Origin of the sequence: Corynebacterium occultum (assembly GCF_009734425.1) — a bacterium.
Lineage (GTDB): Bacteria > Actinomycetota > Actinomycetes > Mycobacteriales > Mycobacteriaceae > Corynebacterium > Corynebacterium occultum.
Genome location: NZ_CP046455.1, coordinates 2,088,846 through 2,109,854, shown reverse-complemented (window position 1 = coordinate 2,109,854; position 21,009 = coordinate 2,088,846). Strand labels below are relative to the sequence as shown.

Below are 21,009 nucleotides of genomic sequence, written 5' to 3'. Positions count from 1 at the left end.
GTGAAGGTCTGCATCGAAGCTGATGGTGGTTCCCGGGGCAATCCCGGTATCGCCGGCTGCGGCACCGTCGTCTACGCCGCCGACCGCCGGGAGATCCTGCGCGAGATCTCCTATGTGGTGGGTACCGCCACCAACAACGTCGCCGAGTACCAGGGTCTGATCAACGGGCTGCGTGCGGCTGCGGAACTCGGTGCCGATGAGGTCCTGGTCTACATGGACTCCAAGCTGGTGGTGGAGCAGATGTCAGGCCGCTGGAAGATCAAGCACCCCGACATGAAGAAGCTGGCCATCGAGGCCCGCGACATCGCCTCCCAGTTCAGCCGGGTCAGCTATGAGTGGGTGCCGCGGGTGAAGAACTCCGCGGCTGATGAACTGGCCAACAAGGCCATGGATGCCCTGGCCAAGGGGGCGAAGCCCGGACCCCTGGACACCACGCCGAAGAAACCCGCCCCGGAGGCGGTGGACAGCAATAACCCGGCCCGCTGGAATGGTGCCTCCACCGAGCCGACCCGCCTGATTCTGCTGCGTCACGGCCAGACCCCGATGTCGGCTGCCCGGCAGTACTCGGGGCGCTCCAACCCGGAGCTCAGCGAATTGGGGTTCTGGCAGGCGGAGGCCGCCGCGGCATCCCTCGCGGAGCGGGGCGGTATCGACCTGGTGCTGGCTTCCCCGCTGCGACGTGCCCAGCAGACCGCCGAGACCGTCGCAAAGCGCCTGGGGGTGGAGGTGGAGACCGAGGAACGTCTCATCGAGATGGACTTCGGGGAGTGGGATGGGCTGACCTTCGATGAGGCCCGCGCCCTGCATCCCGAACTGCATGAGAAGTGGGTGCAGAATCCCACCCTGACGACCCCGGGCGGGGAGTCCCTGCAGAAGTTGCACCGTCGGGTGAAGAAGCTGCGGGAGTCCCTGCAGGCCGAGCATCCCGGCAAGAATATCCTGGTGGTCACCCACCTGACGGTGATCAAGTCCCTGCTGCGCCAGGGCCTGGATGGGGGACCGCAGCTCTTCCGCCGCATCTTCCTCGACCTGGCAAGCATCTCCATCGTGGAGTTCTACGATGCGGACAATTCCAGTGTGCGTCTGGTCAATGACACCTCCCACCTGCGTCGCTAGGGCCCCGGGTGCGGGGTTGGTGAATTGGGCGGCCGCGGGAGTAGAGTGAAAACCGCGAATGAGCTGGCCGGGTGATTGCGGCCACCGAACCCCACTCTGGGTGAAACCTGGTGGAGGCGGTGCGCCGAGGAAAGTCCGGACTCCACAGAGCACGGTGGTTGTTAACGGCAACCCGGGGTGACCCGCGGGCAAGTGCAACAGAAAGTAGACCGCCCTCCTTAAGGCCTTGAGCTGGGGGAGGGTAAGGGTGAAAGGGTGCGTTAAGAGCGCACCAGCAGGCCAGGTGACTGGTCTGGCTAGGTAAACCCCACCGGGAGCAAGGCATTAAGCCGTACCCCCTTGAGGTACGGCGGAACGGATGACCAAGGGCTGCTCGCCCGAGTCCGTAGGTAGCTGCTTGAGGCGGCCAGCGATGGTCGGCCCAGATGGATGATCACCGCCCCACAAGGTACAGAATCCGGCTTATAGGCCAGCTCATTCGCCCTCTTTTTCATGACTCTTTCAGTAGGATGTGTTTTGTCACACATCACTGAAGGAGTTGTCACTTGTACCACAATGATTTCTACACCCCGGAAACCCAGGGCGCCTATGAGCTGATCAGCATCGGTGAGCTCCAGCTGGAAAATGGTGGCGTCATCCCGGAGTGCGAACTGGCGGTCACCACCCTCGGCACCCTCAATGAGGCCCGGGACAACGCCATCCTGATCACCACCTGGTTCTCCGGGACCCACCAGACCTGGCTGCAGCACTATATCGGCCCCGGCCATGCCCTGGACCCGGGAAAGTACTTCATCGTGATCATCAACCAGATCGGCAACGGGCTCTCCACCTCACCGCACAATACCTCCGATCCCGCCATCACCGGTTCGAAGTTCCCCAGGGTCAGCATCGGTGATGATGTGGTGGCCCAGGAACGTCTACTGCGCGAACACTTCGGCATCCAACAGCTCTACGCCGTGGTCGGTGGCTCCATGGGTGCGGAACAGACCTACGAATGGGCCGTGCGTTTCCCGGAGAAGGTGCAGCGTGCCGCCCCGATCGCCGGTACTGCGCAGGCCACCCCGCATGATCAGCTCTTCACCAGGGTGCTCGCAGAGGCGATCACCGTTGATCCCGGTTATGCGGACGGGGAGTACACCAGCAATGAGGCGGTGTCGGAGGGACTGCGCCGACACGCCAGGGTCTGGACCCTGCTGGGACTGTCCACCGAATTCTGGAAGCAGGAGTACTGGCGCAGCCTGGGTTTTGAATCCAAGGAACAGTTCATCAGTGAGTTTTTCGAACCGCTCTTCGCGGCGATGGACCCCAACGCACTGTTGACGATGGCCTGGAAGTGGGGCAATGGTGATGTTGCCCGACACACCGATGGGGACCTGGCGGCGGCACTGGGGCGGATCAAGGCGAAGGTTTTTGTCATGCCCATCAATGAGGACATGTTCTTCCCGGTCCGGGACTGCGCTGCGGAACAGGCCCTGATCCCCGGTTCTGAGCTGCGGGTCATCGAGCACATCGCCGGCCACTTCGGGCTCTTCAATTTCGATGAAAGCTATATGCAGCAGGTTGACCAACATCTGGGGGAGCTGCTGGCCAGCTAGTGTGCCAGAATCGGGTGCTATGAAACTCTATGCCGCTCCCCTGAACTTCCGGGGCATCGCCGAGGAGTTCGGGGTTCCCACCACCTTCGACCCGGCGCTCCACGACGCCGCCCGGGCCGCCACTGACCGCTTCGCCGATCAGCGTATCGACGCCCGCGGCATCCCCCTGGTCACCATCGACCCACCCGGATCCAGGGATCTGGACCAGGCGGTGGCCCTGGAACCCGGGCCGGCGGGGGTCGGCTACCGCGTGTACTACGCCATCGCCGATGTCGCGGCCTTCATCGAACCAGGCAGCGACCTGGAAGCAGAAAGCCTCAAACGCGGCCAGACCATTTATCTCCCCGATGAACCGGCCCGCCTCCATCCCGAGGAACTCTCCGAGGGCTCCGCCTCCCTGCTGCCGGAGGTGGACCGTCCGGCCGTGCTCTGGAGCATCGACCTGGATGAGGCCGGGGAGATCCTCAACTTCAGCCTGAACCGGGCGCTGGTGCGCAGCCGCGCCCGCCTCGACTATGAGGGCGTGCACCAGGACCTGCTCGCCGGGACACTGCACCCCGCCATCACCCTGCTGCCGGAGGTGGGAAAATTACGGCAGGACTCCGCGCTGCGCCGGGCCGCGGTTAACCTGCGTATCCCCGCACAACGCGTGGAAGCCCTCGAAGACGGCCGCTATGAGCTGGTCATCGAACCCCGCCACGAGATCATGGACTATAACTCAGAGATCTCCCTGCTCACCGGGATGTGCGCAGGTCAGCTCATGGTGGACAAAGGCGTGGGAATCCTGCGCACCCTGCGGCCCGCCACTACAGAATCGGTGGCGGAGTTCAGGACCGAGGCACTGGCCCTGGGCTACCACTTTTCCGAGGACATGCCGGTGGGGGAGTTCCTCGCCACCGTCGACGCCACCGATGCCCGCGGCATGGCCATCATGCGGGAAGCCCAGAAGTTATTGCGGGGCTCCGGCTACGACCAAGTGGAAAACGGAGACAGTGAGGTACATGCCGGCATCGGCGGCTACTACGCCCACGTCACCGCCCCCCTGCGCCGCCTGGTGGACCGCTTCGCCACCGAAGTCTGCCTCGCCCTCTGCCAGGAGCAGGAAGTGCCGGAGTGGGTGATGGAACGCGCCGGGGAGGTGGTCAGCAGCATGAGACGAACCTCCCAGCTGGCCAATAGCGTGGATCGCGCCTGCCTGGACCTGGCCGAGGCAACGGTGCTCGCCCCCTGGTTGGGGCATAACTTTGAGGCGGTGGTACTCCGCACCGACCTGGGGAAGGACCAGGCACGTATCTTCCTCAGCGACCCGCCGGTGCTGGCGAACTGCCTGGGGCATCCGAAACAGGCGACCACCACGAAGGTGTCCCTGATCCGGGCCGACACCGAGGAAAGGGCCACGGTCTTCGCCTGGCCGGCGGACTAGCGGGGTATTGGGGTTCCCGGTGCTCCCCCTGGGCTTTCCCTGGGGGAGAGACCAATGCCCCCACGGTGGGTGATCAGTTAAATGCCCGGGAAGCCTCACCGGGATGCAGCGGAACCAGCATCAGGCCATCAGCGGAGAGATCCGCTTCGAAGTTGGCGGCATGGATCCGCGGCACCACCACAATCACCGCACCGGAAACCCCGGCAGCGGCACTACGCGCACTGATCGCCCCCCGATTCTGACACAGCTGAGCCAACGCCATGTCAGTGCCACCCAACCCATAATCCAGGTGCAGAGCAGCCTGGGAAGCGCCGAGCAGCTGCCAGATATCGGTATGACGACGGGAACGCAGCGCACTGGCCAGCTGTTGGGCACGGGAGGTCTCGCGTTCATAGAAGTCCAGCCAGGAACGGGCATCCACCAGGGAAGGGGTACCTGCCGGGCCATGAAAATTCTGCACCGCCTGCAACCACTCCGTCACCCGCTGGGGGGCGTCGGGAAGCTGGCGGAGGGAATCCACCCCGAAAGCGTGGGCGGCCCGGTTGGTGAAGCGCTGCCGCTCCCTGATCAACTTCGACTTGCCCGGCGCAATGCCATCCGTGGGGGCGAAGACCGCATAGGCGGTGGTGTCCTTGGTCACGGGGTGAGGAGCCTGGGTGACTGAACCATCCGAGTAGTCGACCACCGAGACCGTGTCCCCGGTGCCCCGGAGGGCGGCGGTGTGTCGGGCACGCAGCGGCGGGAACTGGGAGAAGGTCGCACCTGCCTGGGTGCAGACCTCGGCCAGGCGGGCGCGGGCGGGGGCGTCGTCAAGCTCGCCGGCGCTGTGGTGCAGGGCCAGGGCGACCGCGGCATCCATGGAGCTCAAGGCACCCAGACCGGAGTCGGTGGGGATATCGGAGACTACGGTGACATCGATGCCGGAGGTGTCACGGCTGAGCAGCTGACGGTGCACCATCATCCACAGGATGCCACCCACCCGCCGGGCCAGACCGCCTCGGGGATGCGGGGGAACCGTGGGCCGCCCCGCTTCATCCACACCGGGCTGCTGCTCGGCGGCATACTCCGCCAACGCGGGCAGATCAGTCGCGTCCTCGAGGACCTGGCCACCATCACTGTGCAGCTGCACCCGGATCTTCTCATCCTCACGGAAGCTCAGACACACCGCGACCTCCACCGAGGCCAGGGAGATGATCACCACACCGCCGACATGATCAACATGCTCACCGATCACGGACCAGGTGGCCGGGGCGATGGCGCCGGACCCCGGCTCCTCACCACACCAGGAGAGGTGGGCGGATACCGCCCGACCCTGGATCGGGTCATCGCTGGTAGGCCACATCGGCATGTACGTACTACTCCTTAGGCTGAGCTGCTTTAAAAGACCCATCCTAGCGCCACCGGCAACCCGGCCCACCGCTGAGTAGCCTGGGAGGAACCGACACAGATCCGATGGAAGCCCATCGGAAGAGTGGTGAAAGACCAACGGAAGGAATACCCGTGAGCGACGGCGACAACAAGTGGTACTTCGATCTCTCCACTGGTGAGGTCACCCAGGGGAAAAATGCCAGCTGGGATAACCGCATGGGCCCCTATGACAGTGAAGTTGAGGCCCGCAACGCCCTGAACGTGGCCAAGAACCGCAATAAGGCCGCGGATGCGGCAGAGGAAGCTGAGGAGGACTGGGGAGTCAAACCCTCCTGGGAGAAGTAGGAGGGTTCCCGGCTGCACTTTTAAGTCCCGGTGCAGGGTTGCCAGGTTCCCGGGTTCCCAGAGGGGATGCAGGGCACGAGGGGTGAGCCTGGGTTCATGTTGCCTCAGGGTGCTGGCCCCGCCGTGATGATCGCGCCATTGCGGGGCAGCCCACCAGGGAAGGTGAAGGCAACCCCCTGCGCCTTTTCCGGGTCCGCGGCATCCATCAGCTGCAGATGCAGATGAGGTTCCGTGCTGTTCCCGGAATTACCGCACTCCGCCACTTTCTGCCCCGTCTTCACCCACTGGCCCGGGGACACCTGGATGCTGCCCTGACGGAGATGGCAGAGGGCGAGAAAAATCTCCCCGGAACTGTCGGCGGGGTGCCCCGTGCTGTCCCCGGATCTGCGGATGATGAGGTGATTGCCGGCCAGGGTCTCAAACCCACCGGCGGCCCGGCGCGCCTGGGTCAACGCGTAGGCGATGGAGGGCAATCCGCGGTGGGCCAGGTGGTCGGGGAGGCCATCCTGGGCTGAGACCACTTCGCCTGACAGTGGGGCGAGGACTGCCCTACCGAAGCCGGGGAAGATCTCAGGTGCTTGACTCCGGAAGAAGGAACGCAGCTGGTATCTGGCGCCGTGTCCGTGTTCGTCGAGGGGTACCAGGTCGATGGAGTGTGCCAGGGCGAAGAGGTGGGTGCCGTGGCTGGGCACCCTGGTGGCCGGGCTCTTGCGCACCTGCAGGGCCCCCTGGAGGGGAAGCTGGAGCAGGATTGCATTCATGGCTGGGCTTTTCGCTGGGTGTGGGTAGGTGGTGTGGGTCTACTTCTTCTTGTCCTTCCCGCCCTTCTTGTTCTTCTTGTTCTTGCGGGAATCTTCCAGCCGGCCGTAGGCTGCCTTGATCTTCTTGGCGGTTTCGGAGTACTCCTCCAGGGACTGCAGACCGATCTGGCGTTCCCGCTGGTAGAGCAGGCCATAGCCGAAGGTGTCCTCGCTGCGGGCGCGGGCCTGCTGGGCCTTCTTCAGGAGGAAGTCGCGGGAGGTGACGGAGTCCTGGAAATCGCCGAGGACGGACTGCATGTCCTTGCAGGCCTTGTAGATGGGCTTGGTCTTCAGATCGGTGGCGGAGCCGACGGCTTCGGCTGAGTAACGCAGCTTCTTGGCGGCCTTGCGCATGTCGTGGAAGTATTCTTCTCGCTCATGCAGGGTAAGTTCCGGGTTGTCCCAGTTGTCTACCGCCTTCTTGTGGCGCTTCACCAGCTTCCGGTAGGCGCTGTCCAGGTGTTCGGAGAGGATCTCCTCCATTTCCTCCCTGGTTTCCGTGGGGGTGGTTGCCTCGGCTACTTCGGCAGCCGCTTCCGCGGAGACCCCCTCGGGAAGCTCTGCGGTGGGTTCCGCCGCCTCCCCGGTTTCTTCCGGCTCCGGGATGACGGTGACGGATTCCACGGCGGAGAGATCCTCGAGTGCTTCCGCGGTGGCGCGATCCTGCTCGGCAGCCTCCGCATCCAGGGGCGCCTCGGCGGTGGCGGAGGGCAGGATCGGGGGATCCGCCAACAGCCCATCCAGGGCATCCAGGAGTGCCAGGTAACGGTCTGAATCCAGGGTGGCGACCACCCTGCGGTGTGCCCGCTGGTACTCCACCCCCATGTCCTCCCGGAGGTGGGTGCGGGTGGTTTCATCGAGGACACCGGAGTCCTCGGAATCGAGCAGGGCGTGGAAACGTTCCTCCACGACCTCAGCGTCACGGGCGACCCCCAGCAAACCAGCCAGGAGTTTCAGCTCAGCCTCGATATGCTCGAACTCTTTGCCCCCGAGAATGCCCTCGAAGGTCTGCATGTGGCTGCGTAGCTCGCGGGTGGCCACCCGCATCTGGTGAACCGAATCCCACTCATCGCGGCGGACCTTGGGGTCGAACTCGATGAGCTTGTCGCGGTTGGCCTGGAGTGCGGTGACCACGGCTGCGGCGGGGGAGTCTTCATCAAGATCTGCCACCGAACGCGGCTCCGGAACCTGGTTGATGCTGTCACCGAGGGCACTCATCAGCTTGGAAGGGGACTTGGAGACCCGTGCCCCGGCGCTGATCAGCAACCCCGTGGCCAGTCGGATCAGTTCCGGCCCCTGTTCGCTTTCCACACTGGCGGCACTGAGCTCAAATTCCCATTCCCGCCAGCTGCTTTCCTGCCCACCGGGCAGCAGGGACCAGGCAGTGACGCGGTCATCACAGAACTCGGCGACTGGGGTCCCCTCCTCATTGACCAGCACCTGTTCACTACGCTCATTGTCCACCTGGGCGATCGGCACCAGGGGCGCGCGCCGGACGATCGCCCTCACCTGGTCCAGGAGTTCCTCCGGCACCTGGAAATGCCCCTCAACTGGCTCACCGAGCTCCGCCTGGATCTCAATCCGACCGGTGGTGCCGGGCAGCTTGATGTGCCAGCCATCATCATGGCCCCCGGAACGCCGGCGCAGGGTGATCTTGGCCCGGGTGAGACGGAGATCCTCGGTGTCATAGTAGATCGCGGAGAGGTTGTGGCTCCGGGTCTCGGCGATACCGGCTACCCCGGGAATCCGGGTCAGTTCCGGAATGAGCGCGGTCTCGGAAACCGCAAATTTGGCTTCTACTTCAAGGAAACGTCGGGTGGACATCAGTGATCTCTCCAGTTCTCCAGGGGGGTGTTCACCCTCACTTTAGCCCTCCCGGGATTAGAGGGGCATCGGTTTAATGCCCAGGAGGTCACCACGGAGATGGGAATGCTGAGCGGCGACAACCCCATCCCGGTAACCACCCGCGTGGCGGGAACTCAGGCGCAGTGAGCGACTCCGGGGAAAGAGCCGACTAAGGGTGTGCTGGGCGGCGGAGCCACGGGCGGCCAGTACCGGGAGGGCGCTGTCACCCTCGGCGGAACGGGAGGCGACTTCCAGCAGCTGACCCACACGGTGGGTGTAGGCGATCATGAAGCTGCGGCGGTAGGCGGAGGTCTCACCCCGGGCGGCAGCCTCGTGCGCGCCGGGGGAGGTGCGCATGAAATGTTCCCGCTGCCGGTTGAGACTGACGAAGAGGTCGGTGACATAGCGCAGATCATCGGGGGTTCCCAGGACGGTGGCGATGCCATTGCTGGTCAGCAGCATGGTGGCGCAACCGTTGACCTGGGCGATCCTGGCCAGCAGGTTGTACTGGTATTTGATCCACGGGGCATGCAGGTAGACCCGCTGGGCCTGGGGTGAGAAGTCCCCGGCACTGTCCTCCCCGAGGGACTCGATCCGGTAATGCTGTCGCAGGTGCTGTGCCTTGGCCACCAGCGCATTGGCCTCGGCCTCGAAGTTGGTGGACTCAGCCTTCTTCAGCAGGGCGAGAATACGGTGGTGTGCCTTGCGTTGTTCCGGGCTCAGCCGGGTGAAGGCCTGATTGCTTTCCTCCACCCCGTGGGGATCCCCCAGCAGGGGATGGTCATGGAGGGGTTGGAGTCGACGGAGCAGGGTGACGCACTCCTCCAGGGCTGCGGTGGAGAGGTGGAATTCCTCGACTGCGTGGCATTGACGCTGCCAGGCCTTCCTTGTGGCTGGTGGGATGGTGTTGTTGATCAGGGACAGGACCTGGAAGAGGAGGTGGTTGATCCGGCATCCGAGGACATGTCGGAGATCATCAGGGGTCCAACCCTTGGCTGCGGCGGCGAGCAATCCCTGTGTGATCTTCTCCTGCAGCTCAAGGGTGTAGTTGCGCCAGTGTTGATGATCCTCGCTGAAGGAAGTGTGGGGGAACTCAGGGTGGTGCGGGGAGTTGGGGTGGGTGCTCATGGTGATTGAACCTTTCGTTTGTATGTTCGATTTCCCTTTTAGTTGAGCAGTCCCGCCGGACATGGCTACCCCCGATCTTTTGAAAATTTCCCACTACCTGCATGAAGGGTATAAATAACCACCCCCGGTGTTATTTCCGGGGATTTGGGGGACGCATAACTGCCACCACCACTCCGGGTGCCGGAACTAGCATGGGCAGCATGAACAGTCAGCAGGAATTCGTGCTCCGCACCGTTGAGGAAAGTGGCATCAAGTTCATCAGGCTCTGGTTCACCGACATCCTCGGTTACCTCAAGTCGGTGGTCATGGCCTCCAGTGAGTTGGAATCCGCCTTCGAGGAGGGGGTGGGATTCGATGGCTCCGCCATCGAGGGATTCTCCCGGGTGTCCGAAGCGGACATGATCGCCCTGCCGGACCCCTCCACCTTCCAGATCCTGCCCTTCGATCCAGAGGACTCCCCGCTGGTCACCGCCCGGATGTTCTGTGACGTCACGATGCCGGACGGCACCCCCTCCTGGGCGGATCCCCGCCAGGTGCTGCGCCGTCAGGTGGACTCCGCGGCGGAGGATGGTTTCACCTGCATGATTTCCCCGGAGATCGAGTTCTACCTGGTCAAGAGCCTCGATACCGATGGCCATGAACCCGTCCCCACCGACTCGGGCGGTTATTTCGACCAGGCCTCCCACTTTGATGGCCGTGCGGTCCGCCGCGAATCGATGATGGCGATCGAGTCCATGGGTATCCCGGTTGAGTTCTCCCATCATGAGACCTCACCAGGGCAGCAGGAGATCGACCTGCGGCATGCTGATGTGCTGACCATGGCGGACTCCATCATGACGCTGCGCTACATCGTCAAGCAGGTGGCGATGCAGAACAATGTGGCGGCCACCTTCATGCCCAAGCCTTTCCACAAGCAGGCTGGTTCCGCGATGCACTCCCACATGTCGCTGTTTGAGGGGGATCAGAACGCCTTCCATGACCCGGATGATGAGATCAGCCTTTCCGTCACTGGTCGGCAGTTCATCGCCGGCATCCTCCGTCACGCCCCGGAGATGACCGCGGTGACCAACCAGTGGGTCAACTCCTATAAGCGCATCATGTTCGGCAATGAGGCCCCCACCGCCGCGACCTGGGGAATCTCCAACCGCTCGGCCCTGGTTCGGGTACCCACCTACCGGCTGCACAAGGCTGAATCCCGTCGCGTGGAAATCCGCAACATCGACACCGCCGTCAACCCCTACCTGGGTTATGCGGTGCTGCTCGGTGCCGGTCTCAAGGGCATCCGGGAGGGTTATGAACTGGAGGAACCCGCCGAGGACAATATCTCCGATCTCACCCGCCGGGAACGCCTGGCCATGGGCTATGTGGACCTACCCACTGACCTGGAGGGGGCGCTGCGCGAATTCGAGGGGTCCGAGCTGATGGCGGAGGTCCTCGGCGAGCATGTCTTCGAGTTCTATCTACGCAGCAAATGGGATGAGTGGCACCGCTACCAGGAACAGATCACCCCCTGGGAGCTGCGGAGCACCCTCGGTTACTAGCCCCGTCCCACCCACACCCATTAAAACCCTGTTGGAGCCACACCGATAAATCATGACCCTTCCGCGTTCTCCCCGCAGTAGCCTGCCAACCCCGGGCCTGATCGGCCTCTCCCATCCCCGTGCCAGCGAGGACCTGGAATGGCTGAGGTGGAATAACCCCGAAAGTGAAGATCTTCTCTGGGCGCTAGGGGGTGCAGGTGACCCAGACCTGGCGCTGAACACCCTGGTCCGACTGATGGGTGCCCTCGATGAGGCGGACGGGCTCAGCTATAGTTCCGCGGAACAACGGATGACGGCCGAACCCGGCGCGCGCCGATGCGAACTCAACCACGCCCTGCTCAGTGATACCGCGCTGCGGGTGCGTCTGATCGCCCTGCTCGGTGGTTCCACCGCCCTGGGCGACCACTTGGTGGCACACCCCGAGCTGTGGCCACAGCTGGTGCAGCCGCTGCCCACCGCAGCGCAGATGATGACCCAGATGCTTGAAGCCGTGGATGCGGTGCCGGCAGACATTGAGATCCCGGTGGAGGACGAGGTCATTGATTATGGGCCTGACCCGGCCACTTCCACCCTGGACGGGGCTGGCACCTACCGCGCCAGGATCGGGGGAGCGGAGGCGGAACAGTCCCTGAAATTGACCTACCGCACCCTGATCATGAGGATCGCCGCCCATGACCTGGCGGGCACCTACCCGGGGTCGCGCCGCCGCATCGGCCACCCGATTGTCCCGCTGAACACGGTGACCACCCTGTTGGCTGATCTGGCGGATGCCGCCCTCACTGCCGCCCTGGCGGTGGCGGTGGAGTCGGTGTACGGGGAGAAACCGGTGGACACCAGGCTGGCCATCATGGCGATGGGTAAGTGCGGTGCCCGGGAGCTGAACTACATCTCCGATGTGGACGTCATCTTCATCGCGGAACCCGCCAGCTCCCGGGCCACCCGGTTGGCCGGCGAGTTCAACCGGATCGGTTCCCGGGCCTTCTTCGAGGTCGATGCCGCCCTACGACCGGAGGGGAAGCAGGGCGCTCTGGTGCGCACCCTCGACAGCCATCTCGCCTACTACAAGCGTTGGGCGGAGACCTGGGAGTTCCAGGCCCTGCTCAAGGCCCGGGCGATGACCGGCTACCGGCCGTTGGGGCAGGCCTATATCGACCAGCTCCAGCCCATGGTCTGGGCAGCCAGCCAGCGTGACTCCTTCGTCGATGATGTCCAGGCGATGCGACGTCGCGTGGTGGAGAACGTTCCGGAGAAACTGCGGAACCGGGAACTCAAACTGGGTAACGGGGGCCTGCGGGACGTCGAATTTGCGGTGCAGCTGCTGCAGCTGGTGCACGGTCGTTCCGATGAGTCCCTGCGGGCACTCTCCACCACCAAGGCGTTGCACGCCCTGGTGCTCGGCGGCTATGTCGGCCGGGAGGACGGCCATGACCTGATCGCCGCCTATGAGTTCCTCCGCCTGCTGGAACACCGCCTGCAGCTGCACCGCCTGCGCCGTACCCACCTGCTGCCCGCGAAAGATGAGAGGGCGCACCTGCACTGGCTGGCGATTACCGCCGGTTTCACCAGCTCCGGTAACCGTTCCGCAGAAGAGATGATGCTGGACAAGCTCCGCAAGATGCGCCTGCTGATCTCTTCCCTGCACCGTCGAATCTTCTACCGCCCACTGCTGAACTCCGTGGTCAACATGTCGGTGGACACCCTGAAGCTGTCCCGCGAGGCAGCCCAGCTGCAGATGGCGGCACTGGGCTACCGCTCCCCGGAACGCGCCTACGAGCACCTTGCCGCCCTGGCATCCGGGGCGACCCGCAAATCAAAGATCCAGGCGATGCTGCTGCCCTCCCTGATGGACTGGCTGGCCAACACCGCCGACCCGGACGCGGGGTTGCTGAACTACCGGAAGCTCTCCGATGCCGCCTATGACCGCACCTGGTTCCTGCGGATGCTGCGGGATGAGGGCATCGTCGGCCAGCGGTTGATGAAGATCCTGGGAAACTCGCCCTACACCGCCGACCTGATCATCGCCGCCCCGGACATCGTCAAGTTGCTCGGGGACGGGGCGAAGGGGCCGAAACTGCTGGAAAAGTCGGCCGACACGGTCGCCCGCTCCCTGGTGGCAGCAGCTGGCCGCCACCAGGATCCGGAACGGGCAATCAGCGTGGCCCGCTCACTGCGCCGTGGAGAGCTGGCCCGGGTGGCTGCCGCCGACCTGCTGGGAATGATGGATGTGCAGGAGGTCTGCCATAACCTCTCCAGGGTGTGGAATGCCGTCCTAGAGGCGGCACTTCGTTCCGAGGTGCGCTACCAGCTCAAGATTCGGAACCGGGACGAAGCACCCGCCCGCATCGCGGTGATCGGGATGGGCCGCCTCGGTGGGGCAGAACTCGGTTATGGCTCCGACGCCGATGTCATGTTTGTCGCCGAACCCATCGAAGGCCAGGATGAGAACGAAGCCATCAGGTGGGCGATCTCGGTCTGTGACCAGCTGCGCACCCGACTCGCCAAACCCAGCCAGGACCCACCCCTGGAGGTCGACCTCGGCCTGCGGCCGGAGGGCCGCAGTGGTCCCATCGTGCGCACCGTGAAGTCCTATGAGTCCTACTACCGCCGCTGGGGTGAAACCTGGGAACTCCAGGCCCTGCTCCGGGCTACCAATGTCGCCGGCGATGAAGACGTGGGACTCGCCTTCCTCCAGGCCATTGACCCGCTGCGCTACCCGGATGGAGGAGCCGACCAGGCCACCATCCGGGAGGTTCGCCGCATGAAGGCCCGGGTGGATGAGGAACGCCTCCCCCGGGGCGCGGACCGCAACACCCACACCAAACTCGGCCGGGGTGGACTGGGTGATGTGGAATGGACCGCACAGCTGCTGACCCTGATGCACGCCCACGAACATCCCGGACTGCACAACACCTCCACCCTGGAAACCCTCGAGGTGCTTGCCGCGGAGGGACTCCTGAGCGAGAAGAAGGCGGAGAAGCTGCGGGACTCCTGGCTGCTGGCCACCAAATCACGCAACGCCCTGGTGCTGGTCCGCGGTAAACGCACCGACCAGCTGCCCCAACCCGGACACCAACTCGCCCAGGTGGCCGGTGCCGCCGGCTGGAATCCCAATGACAACCACGGATTCCTGGAGCACTACCTCAAGGTCACGCGCCGGGCCCGGCAGGTGGTCGATGAGGTGTTCTGGGGGGAGCGCATCCTGGAACGGGAAAGCTGAAGCGGCGGTTGCCGGGAGGGGGGTTGGGGAGGAACCCCGATCTTTCCCCTAAGGGTATCGACGTGACAGTTTGCGGTACCTACACTCGGATTCAGACCCACCACCCAGAAGGATTGGACATCATGGCACTGAAACTTTCCATCGACCTCAAGGACGCCAGCTTTGCTGATCTGGTGGCACTTGTCGACGCCGCCCGCTCCGCTGGCATGGACCCCCGTGACCGCATCGACTTTGACGGCCGCACCCTCAGCCTGGAGGTGGAGGTTGACGCTTTCTTCCCGGGTTATGAGGAAGATGATGATCAAGATTCCGAGGATTTCTCCGCAGCAGGGGAGGAGACCGAGGCAGCCGAGGTCATTGACCGGGCCGCTGAGGACTTCTTCGGTCCCCGCCACCGTGACCATGGTCGTCCCCGCAATCCCTGGGAGGATGTCCGCAAGACCTTTGAGCAGGGCCGGGACACCATTGATTTCGTGGGTTCCTCAGGCATCGGTGATGCCGCGATCCGCAGTGTGATCGATATCCTCACCGGCCGCCAGGATCCGCCGCAGGGCCCCCGTGGTCCCCGTGGACCCCGTCACTGAGTCGCCCCTGAATGAAAAAACATCCCCCCGCCCCCATGCCCGGGACTGAACCTCTTCAGGTTCCCCGGGCAGGGGGCGGGGGGATATTTCGGGTGAATCCCCTGGACTGGAAGATCTAGACCTCGGTGTGTTCCACCACCTTGGTGCCACGACCCCGGCCCCGGTCGGAACGCAGCATGGCGGAGCGCGAGATCAACAGCCCGATCACACCCAGTGCCCAGACGACGATGACCGCGATCCAGGCGATGCGGAAATCAGCCCAGGCGTAGGTCTTGCCTTGGGCGCTCCAGTCCAGCAGGACACCCACCAGCTGGGCGGCGAGCATGCCGGAAAGGAAACCGCCCATGTTGGACAGGCCGGTGCCGGTGGCCACGAATTTGCGGTCCAGTCGTTCCCGGACATGATCGAAACCGAAGTTCGCTGCCGGGGTGCACATGGCGACGATGATGTTGACGATGATGATCGCCATCAGACCACGCGGGGTTTCGGACATGAAGAAGATGATCCAGGTGGCACCGATGATCAGCGTGAAGGCCAGGGCGCCGAGCTCACGACGCTGCCCCAGCCGGCTGGAGATGAGCCCCAGCAGTGGGCCGATGGAGACGGTGGCGACGGTGTTGAGGGTGAGCACCAGGGCCGCCTGGGCGGAGGAGAGACCCATGCCCAGGATCATCATGGGCACGCCCCACAGCAGGGTGAAGACGATCTGGGGCAGCATGCAGGAGTAGTGGATGAAGAAACCGAGCCAGCAGACGGGGCTGCGCAGCACCATCTTCAGCAGTTCCCAGACCTGGGCGGGCTCCCGGGGGGTGACCACGGCGTCGTCAAGCGGAGGTTCTTCCCCGGCCCGGCGGGCCTTCTTCTCCGCCCGGGCCTGTTTAGCGGCATCGTCGGTGTCGGGGGAGTCAGCGACGGCGACTCCGGCGGCCATGGCGATCAGGACACCCACCGCGCCGAGGGAGACGAAGGCGACGGTCCAGCCGGAGAGATGCAGCAGCGCCATGAAGGGGACCGCGGAAATGAACTGGCCCAGCTGACCGAGGGAGGCGGTGAGCTGGGTGAACAGCGGAGTTTTCTTCAGCGGGAACCAGTAGGGCAGGATCCGCATCACCGAGAGGAAGGCGGAGGCATCGCCGGCACCGATGAGCACCCTGGCGAGGATGGCCACCCAGTAATTACCGGTGAGGCCGAGCAGAATCTGGCCGGCCCCCATCACCACAGCACCGGCCACCAGCATCTTCCGGGGGCCGAAGCGGTCGATCAGCATACCCATCGGGATCTGGGCGAAGGCGTAGACACCGATCTGGACGGCGGTGAAGACCGCGATCCGGGAGGCGTCGATACCAAAGCGTTCGATGGCTTCCACACCGGCGACACCGAAGCTGGTGCGACCGGTGATGGCCACCACGTAGACGGCTACGGCAGCCACCCAGACGGTGATGGCACGGCGGGTTAAAACGGTACGGGGATCAGGGCTGCTCACAACATCACACCTTAATCCTCTTATCAGGAAAGTGGGATCTGCCTCGAATGGGACAGTCGCCCCGGGGTCAACTCCGGGGGTTGCCCGGTCGGTGGCCACTGTAATCCCGGCAGGAGGTAAGTAAGGTATGGGGCGTGGATTACATTTCAACTCGAGACAGCTCAGCAACCCCTGCAAAGTTCACCGATATCCTCCTCGGCGGCCTAGCCCCGGACGGTGGCCTCTACCTCCCGGCGGAATACCCGGAACTGGATGATGCCACGCTCACCGCCTGGCGCACCCTCCTCCGGGAGAAGGGCTACGCGGCCCTGGCGGCGGAGGTCCTCAAACTCTATATCGATGACATCCCCGCGGAAGATATCGAGGCGATCACCGCCCGCGCCTACACCAGCGAAAAATTCGCGCACGAGGAGATCGTGCCGGTGACCAAGCTGGAGGACGGCCTCTACCTCGGTCACCTCTCCGAGGGGCCGACCGCCGCCTTCAAGGACATGGCGATGCAGCTGCTCGGCGAGCTCTTCGAATATGAGCTGGCCCGCCGCAACGAGACCATGAACATCCTCGGCGCCACCTCCGGTGACACCGGTTCCTCCGCCGAGTACGCCATGCGCGGCCGGGAGGGCATCCGCGTATTCATGCTCACCCCCGCCGGCCGCATGACCCCCTTCCAGCAGGCCCAGATGTTCGGTCTGGATGACCCGAATATCTTCAATATCGCCCTCGAGGGTGTCTTCGATGACTGCCAGGACGTGGTCAAGGCGGTTTCCTCTGACGCCGCTTTCAAGGCAGAGCACCGCATCGGTGCGGTCAACTCCATCAACTGGGCCCGCCTGATGGCCCAGATCGTGTACTACGTCAGCACCTGGCTGAAGCTGACCGAGAGCAACGACCAGAAGATCTCCTTCTCCGTGCCCACCGGCAACTTCGGTGATATCTGCGCCGGTCACATCGCCCGCCAGATGGGGCTGCCGATCGACCGTCTGCTGGTGGCCACCAATGAAAATGACGTGCTCAACGACTTCTTCAGCACCGGCTATTACCGCCCCCGTAAGTCCAGCGAGACCTACGCCACCTCCAGCCCCTCGATGGATATCTCCCGTGCCTCCAACTTCGAGCGTTTCATCTTCGACCTGATGGAGGGCGATGCCGGCCGTGTCCGCCAGCTCTTCGGCATGCTCGACCAGGGTGGTTTCTCCCTCGCCGAGGACACCCGCATGCTTGACGTGATCGATGAGTTTGGTTTCGGCTCCGCCAAGTCCACCCACGAAGATCGCCTGGCCACCATCAAGGATGTGCATGAGCGTTTCGGTGTCCTGATCGACCCGCACACCGCCGATGGTGTCTTCGTGGCCCGGGACTGGAGCAAGGATGTGGATACCCCCATCGTCTGCCTGGAGACCGCCCTGCCGGTGAAGTTTGCCGAGACCATCAAGGAAGCCATCGGCACCGAGCCTGAGATCCCGGCGCGTTTCGCCGGCGTCCTCGACACCGAGCACCACGTCACCGACCTGCCCAATGATGTGGAGGCGGTCAAGCAGTTCATCCGCACCTCCATCGACAACACTGAGGTCCGCTAAACCCGTTTAACTGACCCGGCTTCCCGGAAATCGCCCCACCGACCGCAGCCCTTGCGGTTCCGGGGGCGATTTTTCTTTTGTACCCCTGCAGCACCTCCGGTGGCAGCTGCCCTGTTCGAGAGCGGGGAGATGACATGCCCACCCCTCACCTGAAGTTTGATCACAGGTTCTTCGGCAACATGAGGAATAGACGATGGTGGATCCCGGATGGTTCACCCTGCTGAAAGACCGGGATGAGCTTTCGGCACCCCGCCAAGGCGGTGTCTCCCGGGAATTGGCGGACAGCCACTACCGGCGAGGTCATGAACGGTTCTCGAACTGCAACGGCCGGAGGTCACAACCTCGAAAGAGATTGTGACCTCCGGTTTTTCTTCATTTCCAGGTGGCCGTGGGGGAAATTTGGGGGAGGGAGGGTGGCAGGTGCAAGTCCTTGTTTTGGTGTTGAGATCAGCTACCTGGCAGGGATTCGGCTAAGGGTGTGACTTGCAGCTTCAGTGACTTTTTAGCAACTTCAAATGGCGTTTTTAGATGATGCCAGCAAATGTCCCAAGTAGGTCGAATAAATGCTCGGAGTGAGCTATCTCGGGGTCAGATCTCTCTTCCCTGCGGCTCCATTTGGGGATCCGCTAATTTTCCCCTAGCCAAAAGGTCATCTACGCAAGGGACCTTGATCCTGTCGAGGGGTCTCCAACCGATCTAGCCTGCGACTAGCCTTACGTAGCATCTTGATCAGCAAGACAAGAACGTAGAGCACCGCAGTGAGAACTGCCAGCATAAGTAACATGATCACAATCTCGGTAAGGCCGATAGTTGGCATAGTGGGATCCTCTTCCAGTAGTGGGGCATACGGTATGCGAAGTTAGAGTAGCGCCTTTATTTGCAAAGCAAAGAGAGCAGGAGGATTCGGGCATTCCCTGATCGCCACTTTTTAGAGAGGCTGACACGCCAAGCTGAAAGCCCTCCACTATGACTTGAAACTTCGTTTGGCGACTTTTTCGAAACTTCAAAACCGGTTTCCGGCCCGTAGGGCGTTAACCACTGCAGCGAAAAGCCATATCGTCCCCAGCACTCTCGGCGCAAGTGCGGGATGAAAAATGACTGGTTCGCCTGCCATGGGGTGCAACCAGAGCATAGAACCACCAACCAACACGACTCCGATAAGCACGCAGATCCCAACGTCCACCCAGGAAGCTTCCCGAAGAGCTACGGCAACGTTAAAGAGCACGAAGGATACTGCTAACGCCACACTTCCCACTACGAAAGAAGACCATGTAAGAGTGGTCCCGTTATTCGCCATCGGATTCATCTGGAGAGCGGCAACAACAACCAGTAGCGCACCACAACCGAGAAAGCCGATGGCAACCCAGGTCGGCTTATCGAGAGGATCCGTCATGAGCATTCCTTTCCGAAAGTCCCAGCCCCGAGGCGCCGACCGCCGGTTTATTCACAGAATGTCTTGTGTCGCCGTTCTACTGCTGAGCCCGCCTACGAGCGAAGAGATAAGCCAATCCTCGACGAACCAGGTAGGACGCGCCAGACACCATCATGCCCATGCCCAGAAATAGCACAAGGCCGAGAAAGATAATCGGCTGACCAGCAAAATTCTGTTGCATGAACTGATAAAGCAGGAACCCAACTACTATGTAGGCGATGTCGAACCAGAACACTCGCAGCGGGATAAACAGTAGGGGTATTCCGACGATAAGTGCGCTCCATCCCGCGGTCTCTGCGTTCATTGCGAGACGGTTCACGGTGGAGAGCGGATCTGGATAGATTCGTTGAAAGACGAATCCGACGATCAGAAAGAGGATCTCGGGGAGGGGTAAGTTCCACCAGCGAGCCTTGGAAAGTCGGTGGTGTGGAAGCATAGGCGGCCGACTGCGCGAACGTATATCCGCTTTCAGCTCTTCGGAACTGGTCGGTCGGTGGTGAGGGAGCACAATCTCGTCCTTGTTCTTGTGGGCACTGATTATAAGAGGGGGCGGGACCGCTCAGATCTTGATGCCTATCTCCAAAACACCCGCGTTTGGAGTGGGCAGCAGTCGATTTTCTAGACAGGTTTCCCATCTTCGAGTATTCCTAAGGTTTACCACGAGGCTTATTCATAGGGGTTTATCGTCCCCAGTCCATTCGCCGCTCGTGGGGCGTGTCGCGGGGACATAAAAAGGGACTGCCTGTTTCGATTAATGTGTGAAGAAAAACCAAACAAACAGTCCCACCAGCAAGACTACGGCCCCGCTGAATGACACACAACTACTCGGCCTGATCGAGACCATCACCCACTGCGACCAGCTCGCCGACATCCCCTACGGCAGACGTACCCTGACCGTGGAAGATCGGGTCCTGCTGACCCTGGACTACCTCAGCGAAAACCGCACCGAACAAGCACTGGCAAAGACCTACCGCATTTCCCAGCCCACCGTCTCCCGCATCATCAGCACCTTCACCGACCTGATCGCTGGCCTGCTGGAGAAACACCGGCCCACGCCCGCCGACTTCGAGACCTTCGTTGGCACGCTTGTCATCGATGGAACCCTGGTGACCTGCTGGGACTGGAACGACCACCACGACCTCTACTCCGGGAAACACAAGACCACCGGGCTCAACCTCCAGGTGGCCTGTGATCTGGACGGACACCTGATGTGGGCCCCCGATCCGAAACCCGGGGCCTGGCACGATCTGCGGTGTATCCGAGAATCCAACTTCCCCGACCCCGAGGGACAGCCCTGGAATGTCACCGCCGACAAAGGCTATATCGGTTGGCACTGCACACACCCGATCCGGAAACCCAGAAACGGCAGCCTGACGCAAGAAGACAAAGACTACAACCGGCAGGTCAATAGCTACCGGGCGGTCATCGAGCGAGTGAATGCACATCTGAAGAACTGGCACATCCTGAAAACGAGATATCGACGTCCGATCGAGGACTTCACAAACGTCATTCGAGCGATCATCGGAATGATGTTCTACAACGGCCTATGAATAAG

16 protein-coding genes and 1 other RNA gene are annotated in these 21,009 nt (G+C 62.7%); 10 read left to right on the top strand and 7 right to left on the bottom strand.

Annotated elements, in window-relative coordinates; genetic code table 11:
• From COCCU_RS09740 to COCCU_RS09725, 4 genes are all read left to right on the top strand, one after another.
• On the top strand, positions 1-1,116 hold the full coding sequence (locus tag COCCU_RS09740; protein WP_156231322.1) for a bifunctional RNase H/acid phosphatase: 1,116 nt from the start codon (positions 1-3) through the stop codon (positions 1,114-1,116).
• Between the two features lie 59 nt (positions 1,117-1,175).
• Positions 1,176-1,597: RNase P RNA component class A (gene rnpB / locus COCCU_RS09735), an RNA gene on the top strand.
• A 64-nt stretch (positions 1,598-1,661) separates the two neighbouring features.
• A complete protein-coding gene (locus COCCU_RS09730) occupies positions 1,662-2,711 on the top strand; it encodes an alpha/beta fold hydrolase (protein WP_156231321.1) in 1,050 nt (349 codons plus the stop codon).
• Positions 2,712-2,730: 19 nt separating this feature from the next.
• A complete protein-coding gene (locus COCCU_RS09725) occupies positions 2,731-4,134 on the top strand; it encodes an RNB domain-containing ribonuclease (RefSeq protein ID WP_156231320.1) in 1,404 nt (467 codons plus the stop codon).
• Between the two features lie 73 nt (positions 4,135-4,207).
• Here COCCU_RS09725 and COCCU_RS09720 read toward each other — a convergent pair whose 3' ends face one another.
• The gene (locus COCCU_RS09720) at positions 4,208-5,482 is read right to left on the bottom strand and encodes a galactokinase (protein WP_156231319.1); all 1,275 of its coding nucleotides are present in this window, start codon (positions 5,480-5,482) and stop codon (positions 4,208-4,210) included.
• 152 nt (positions 5,483-5,634) lie between these two features.
• Here COCCU_RS09720 and COCCU_RS09715 point away from each other — a divergent pair, with 152 nt between their 5' ends.
• Positions 5,635-5,847 (top strand): hypothetical protein, encoded by a 213-nt coding sequence (locus tag COCCU_RS09715; protein WP_156231318.1) that lies wholly within the window; start codon positions 5,635-5,637, stop codon positions 5,845-5,847.
• A 104-nt stretch (positions 5,848-5,951) separates the two neighbouring features.
• On the opposite strand, the gene COCCU_RS09710 is transcribed toward COCCU_RS09715, so the two are convergent.
• Genes COCCU_RS09710 through COCCU_RS09700 form a run of 3 tightly spaced genes read right to left on the bottom strand, consistent with a single transcriptional unit; the run spans position 5,952 to position 9,620 of the window.
• Positions 5,952-6,608, bottom strand: a complete 657-nt coding sequence (locus COCCU_RS09710; protein WP_156231317.1) for a M23 family metallopeptidase — start codon at positions 6,606-6,608, stop codon at positions 5,952-5,954.
• A gap of 39 nt (positions 6,609-6,647) precedes the next feature.
• Positions 6,648-8,471, bottom strand: coding sequence for a CYTH and CHAD domain-containing protein (locus COCCU_RS09705; protein WP_156231316.1), 1,824 nt, complete (start codon positions 8,469-8,471; stop codon positions 6,648-6,650).
• 57 nt (positions 8,472-8,528) lie between these two features.
• The gene (locus tag COCCU_RS09700) at positions 8,529-9,620 is read right to left on the bottom strand and encodes a DUF2786 domain-containing protein (protein ID WP_197088336.1); all 1,092 of its coding nucleotides are present in this window, start codon (positions 9,618-9,620) and stop codon (positions 8,529-8,531) included.
• Between the two features lie 200 nt (positions 9,621-9,820).
• On the opposite strand from COCCU_RS09700, the gene COCCU_RS09695 reads away from it, so the two are divergent.
• The 3 genes from COCCU_RS09695 (at position 9,821) to COCCU_RS09685 (ending at position 14,962) form a co-directional block, all read left to right on the top strand.
• Positions 9,821-11,161 carry a glutamine synthetase family protein gene (locus COCCU_RS09695; RefSeq protein ID WP_156231314.1) on the top strand — a complete coding sequence of 447 codons (1,341 nt, stop codon included), beginning with the start codon at positions 9,821-9,823 and terminating at the stop codon, positions 11,159-11,161.
• 52 nt (positions 11,162-11,213) lie between these two features.
• Positions 11,214-14,378, top strand: coding sequence for a bifunctional [glutamine synthetase] adenylyltransferase/[glutamine synthetase]-adenylyl-L-tyrosine phosphorylase (locus tag COCCU_RS09690; protein WP_156231313.1), 3,165 nt, complete (start codon positions 11,214-11,216; stop codon positions 14,376-14,378).
• A gap of 122 nt (positions 14,379-14,500) precedes the next feature.
• Complete coding sequence (locus COCCU_RS09685; RefSeq protein ID WP_156231312.1) at positions 14,501-14,962, top strand: hypothetical protein; 462 nt, start codon at positions 14,501-14,503, stop codon at positions 14,960-14,962.
• Positions 14,963-15,077: 115 nt separating this feature from the next.
• On the opposite strand, the gene COCCU_RS09680 is transcribed toward COCCU_RS09685, so the two are convergent.
• Complete coding sequence (locus COCCU_RS09680; protein WP_156231311.1) at positions 15,078-16,445, bottom strand: MFS transporter; 1,368 nt, start codon at positions 16,443-16,445, stop codon at positions 15,078-15,080.
• Between the two features lie 134 nt (positions 16,446-16,579).
• Between COCCU_RS09680 and thrC the strand changes: the two genes are divergently transcribed.
• Positions 16,580-18,022, top strand: coding sequence for a threonine synthase (gene thrC / locus COCCU_RS09675; protein ID WP_156231310.1), 1,443 nt, complete (start codon positions 16,580-16,582; stop codon positions 18,020-18,022).
• A gap of 1,003 nt (positions 18,023-19,025) precedes the next feature.
• Here thrC and COCCU_RS09670 read toward each other — a convergent pair.
• Together COCCU_RS09670 and COCCU_RS09665 are read right to left on the bottom strand one after the other, a co-directional pair.
• Complete coding sequence (locus COCCU_RS09670) at positions 19,026-19,415, bottom strand: hypothetical protein (RefSeq protein ID WP_156231309.1); 390 nt, start codon at positions 19,413-19,415, stop codon at positions 19,026-19,028.
• Positions 19,416-19,491: 76 nt separating this feature from the next.
• Positions 19,492-19,758, bottom strand: coding sequence for a hypothetical protein (locus COCCU_RS09665; RefSeq protein WP_156231308.1), 267 nt, complete (start codon positions 19,756-19,758; stop codon positions 19,492-19,494).
• Between the two features lie 454 nt (positions 19,759-20,212).
• Between COCCU_RS09665 and COCCU_RS09660 the strand changes: the two genes are divergently transcribed.
• The gene (locus COCCU_RS09660; protein ID WP_156231307.1) at positions 20,213-21,004 is read left to right on the top strand and encodes a transposase family protein; all 792 of its coding nucleotides are present in this window, start codon (positions 20,213-20,215) and stop codon (positions 21,002-21,004) included.
• Positions 21,005-21,009 lie beyond the last annotated feature (5 nt).

Excerpts from the sequence above, each read along its gene's own strand:
- COCCU_RS09710 (WP_156231317.1), bottom strand. The coding sequence starts at position 6,608 with ATGAATGCAATCCTGCTCCAGCTTCCCCTCCAGGGGGCCCTGCAGGTG.
- COCCU_RS09685 (WP_156231312.1), top strand. The coding sequence starts at position 14,501 with ATGGCACTGAAACTTTCCATCGACCTCAAGGACGCCAGCTTTGCTGAT.
- COCCU_RS09670 (WP_156231309.1), bottom strand. The coding sequence starts at position 19,415 with ATGACGGATCCTCTCGATAAGCCGACCTGGGTTGCCATCGGCTTTCTC.
- COCCU_RS09695 (WP_156231314.1), top strand. The coding sequence starts at position 9,821 with ATGAACAGTCAGCAGGAATTCGTGCTCCGCACCGTTGAGGAAAGTGGC.
- COCCU_RS09665 (WP_156231308.1), bottom strand. The coding sequence starts at position 19,758 with ATGAACGCAGAGACCGCGGGATGGAGCGCACTTATCGTCGGAATACCC.
- COCCU_RS09700 (WP_197088336.1), bottom strand. The coding sequence starts at position 9,620 with ATGAGCACCCACCCCAACTCCCCGCACCACCCTGAGTTCCCCCACACT.
- COCCU_RS09705 (WP_156231316.1), bottom strand. The coding sequence starts at position 8,471 with ATGTCCACCCGACGTTTCCTTGAAGTAGAAGCCAAATTTGCGGTTTCC.
- COCCU_RS09725 (WP_156231320.1), top strand. The coding sequence starts at position 2,731 with ATGAAACTCTATGCCGCTCCCCTGAACTTCCGGGGCATCGCCGAGGAG.
- COCCU_RS09690 (WP_156231313.1), top strand. The coding sequence starts at position 11,214 with ATGACCCTTCCGCGTTCTCCCCGCAGTAGCCTGCCAACCCCGGGCCTG.
- COCCU_RS09720 (WP_156231319.1), bottom strand. The coding sequence starts at position 5,482 with ATGCCGATGTGGCCTACCAGCGATGACCCGATCCAGGGTCGGGCGGTA.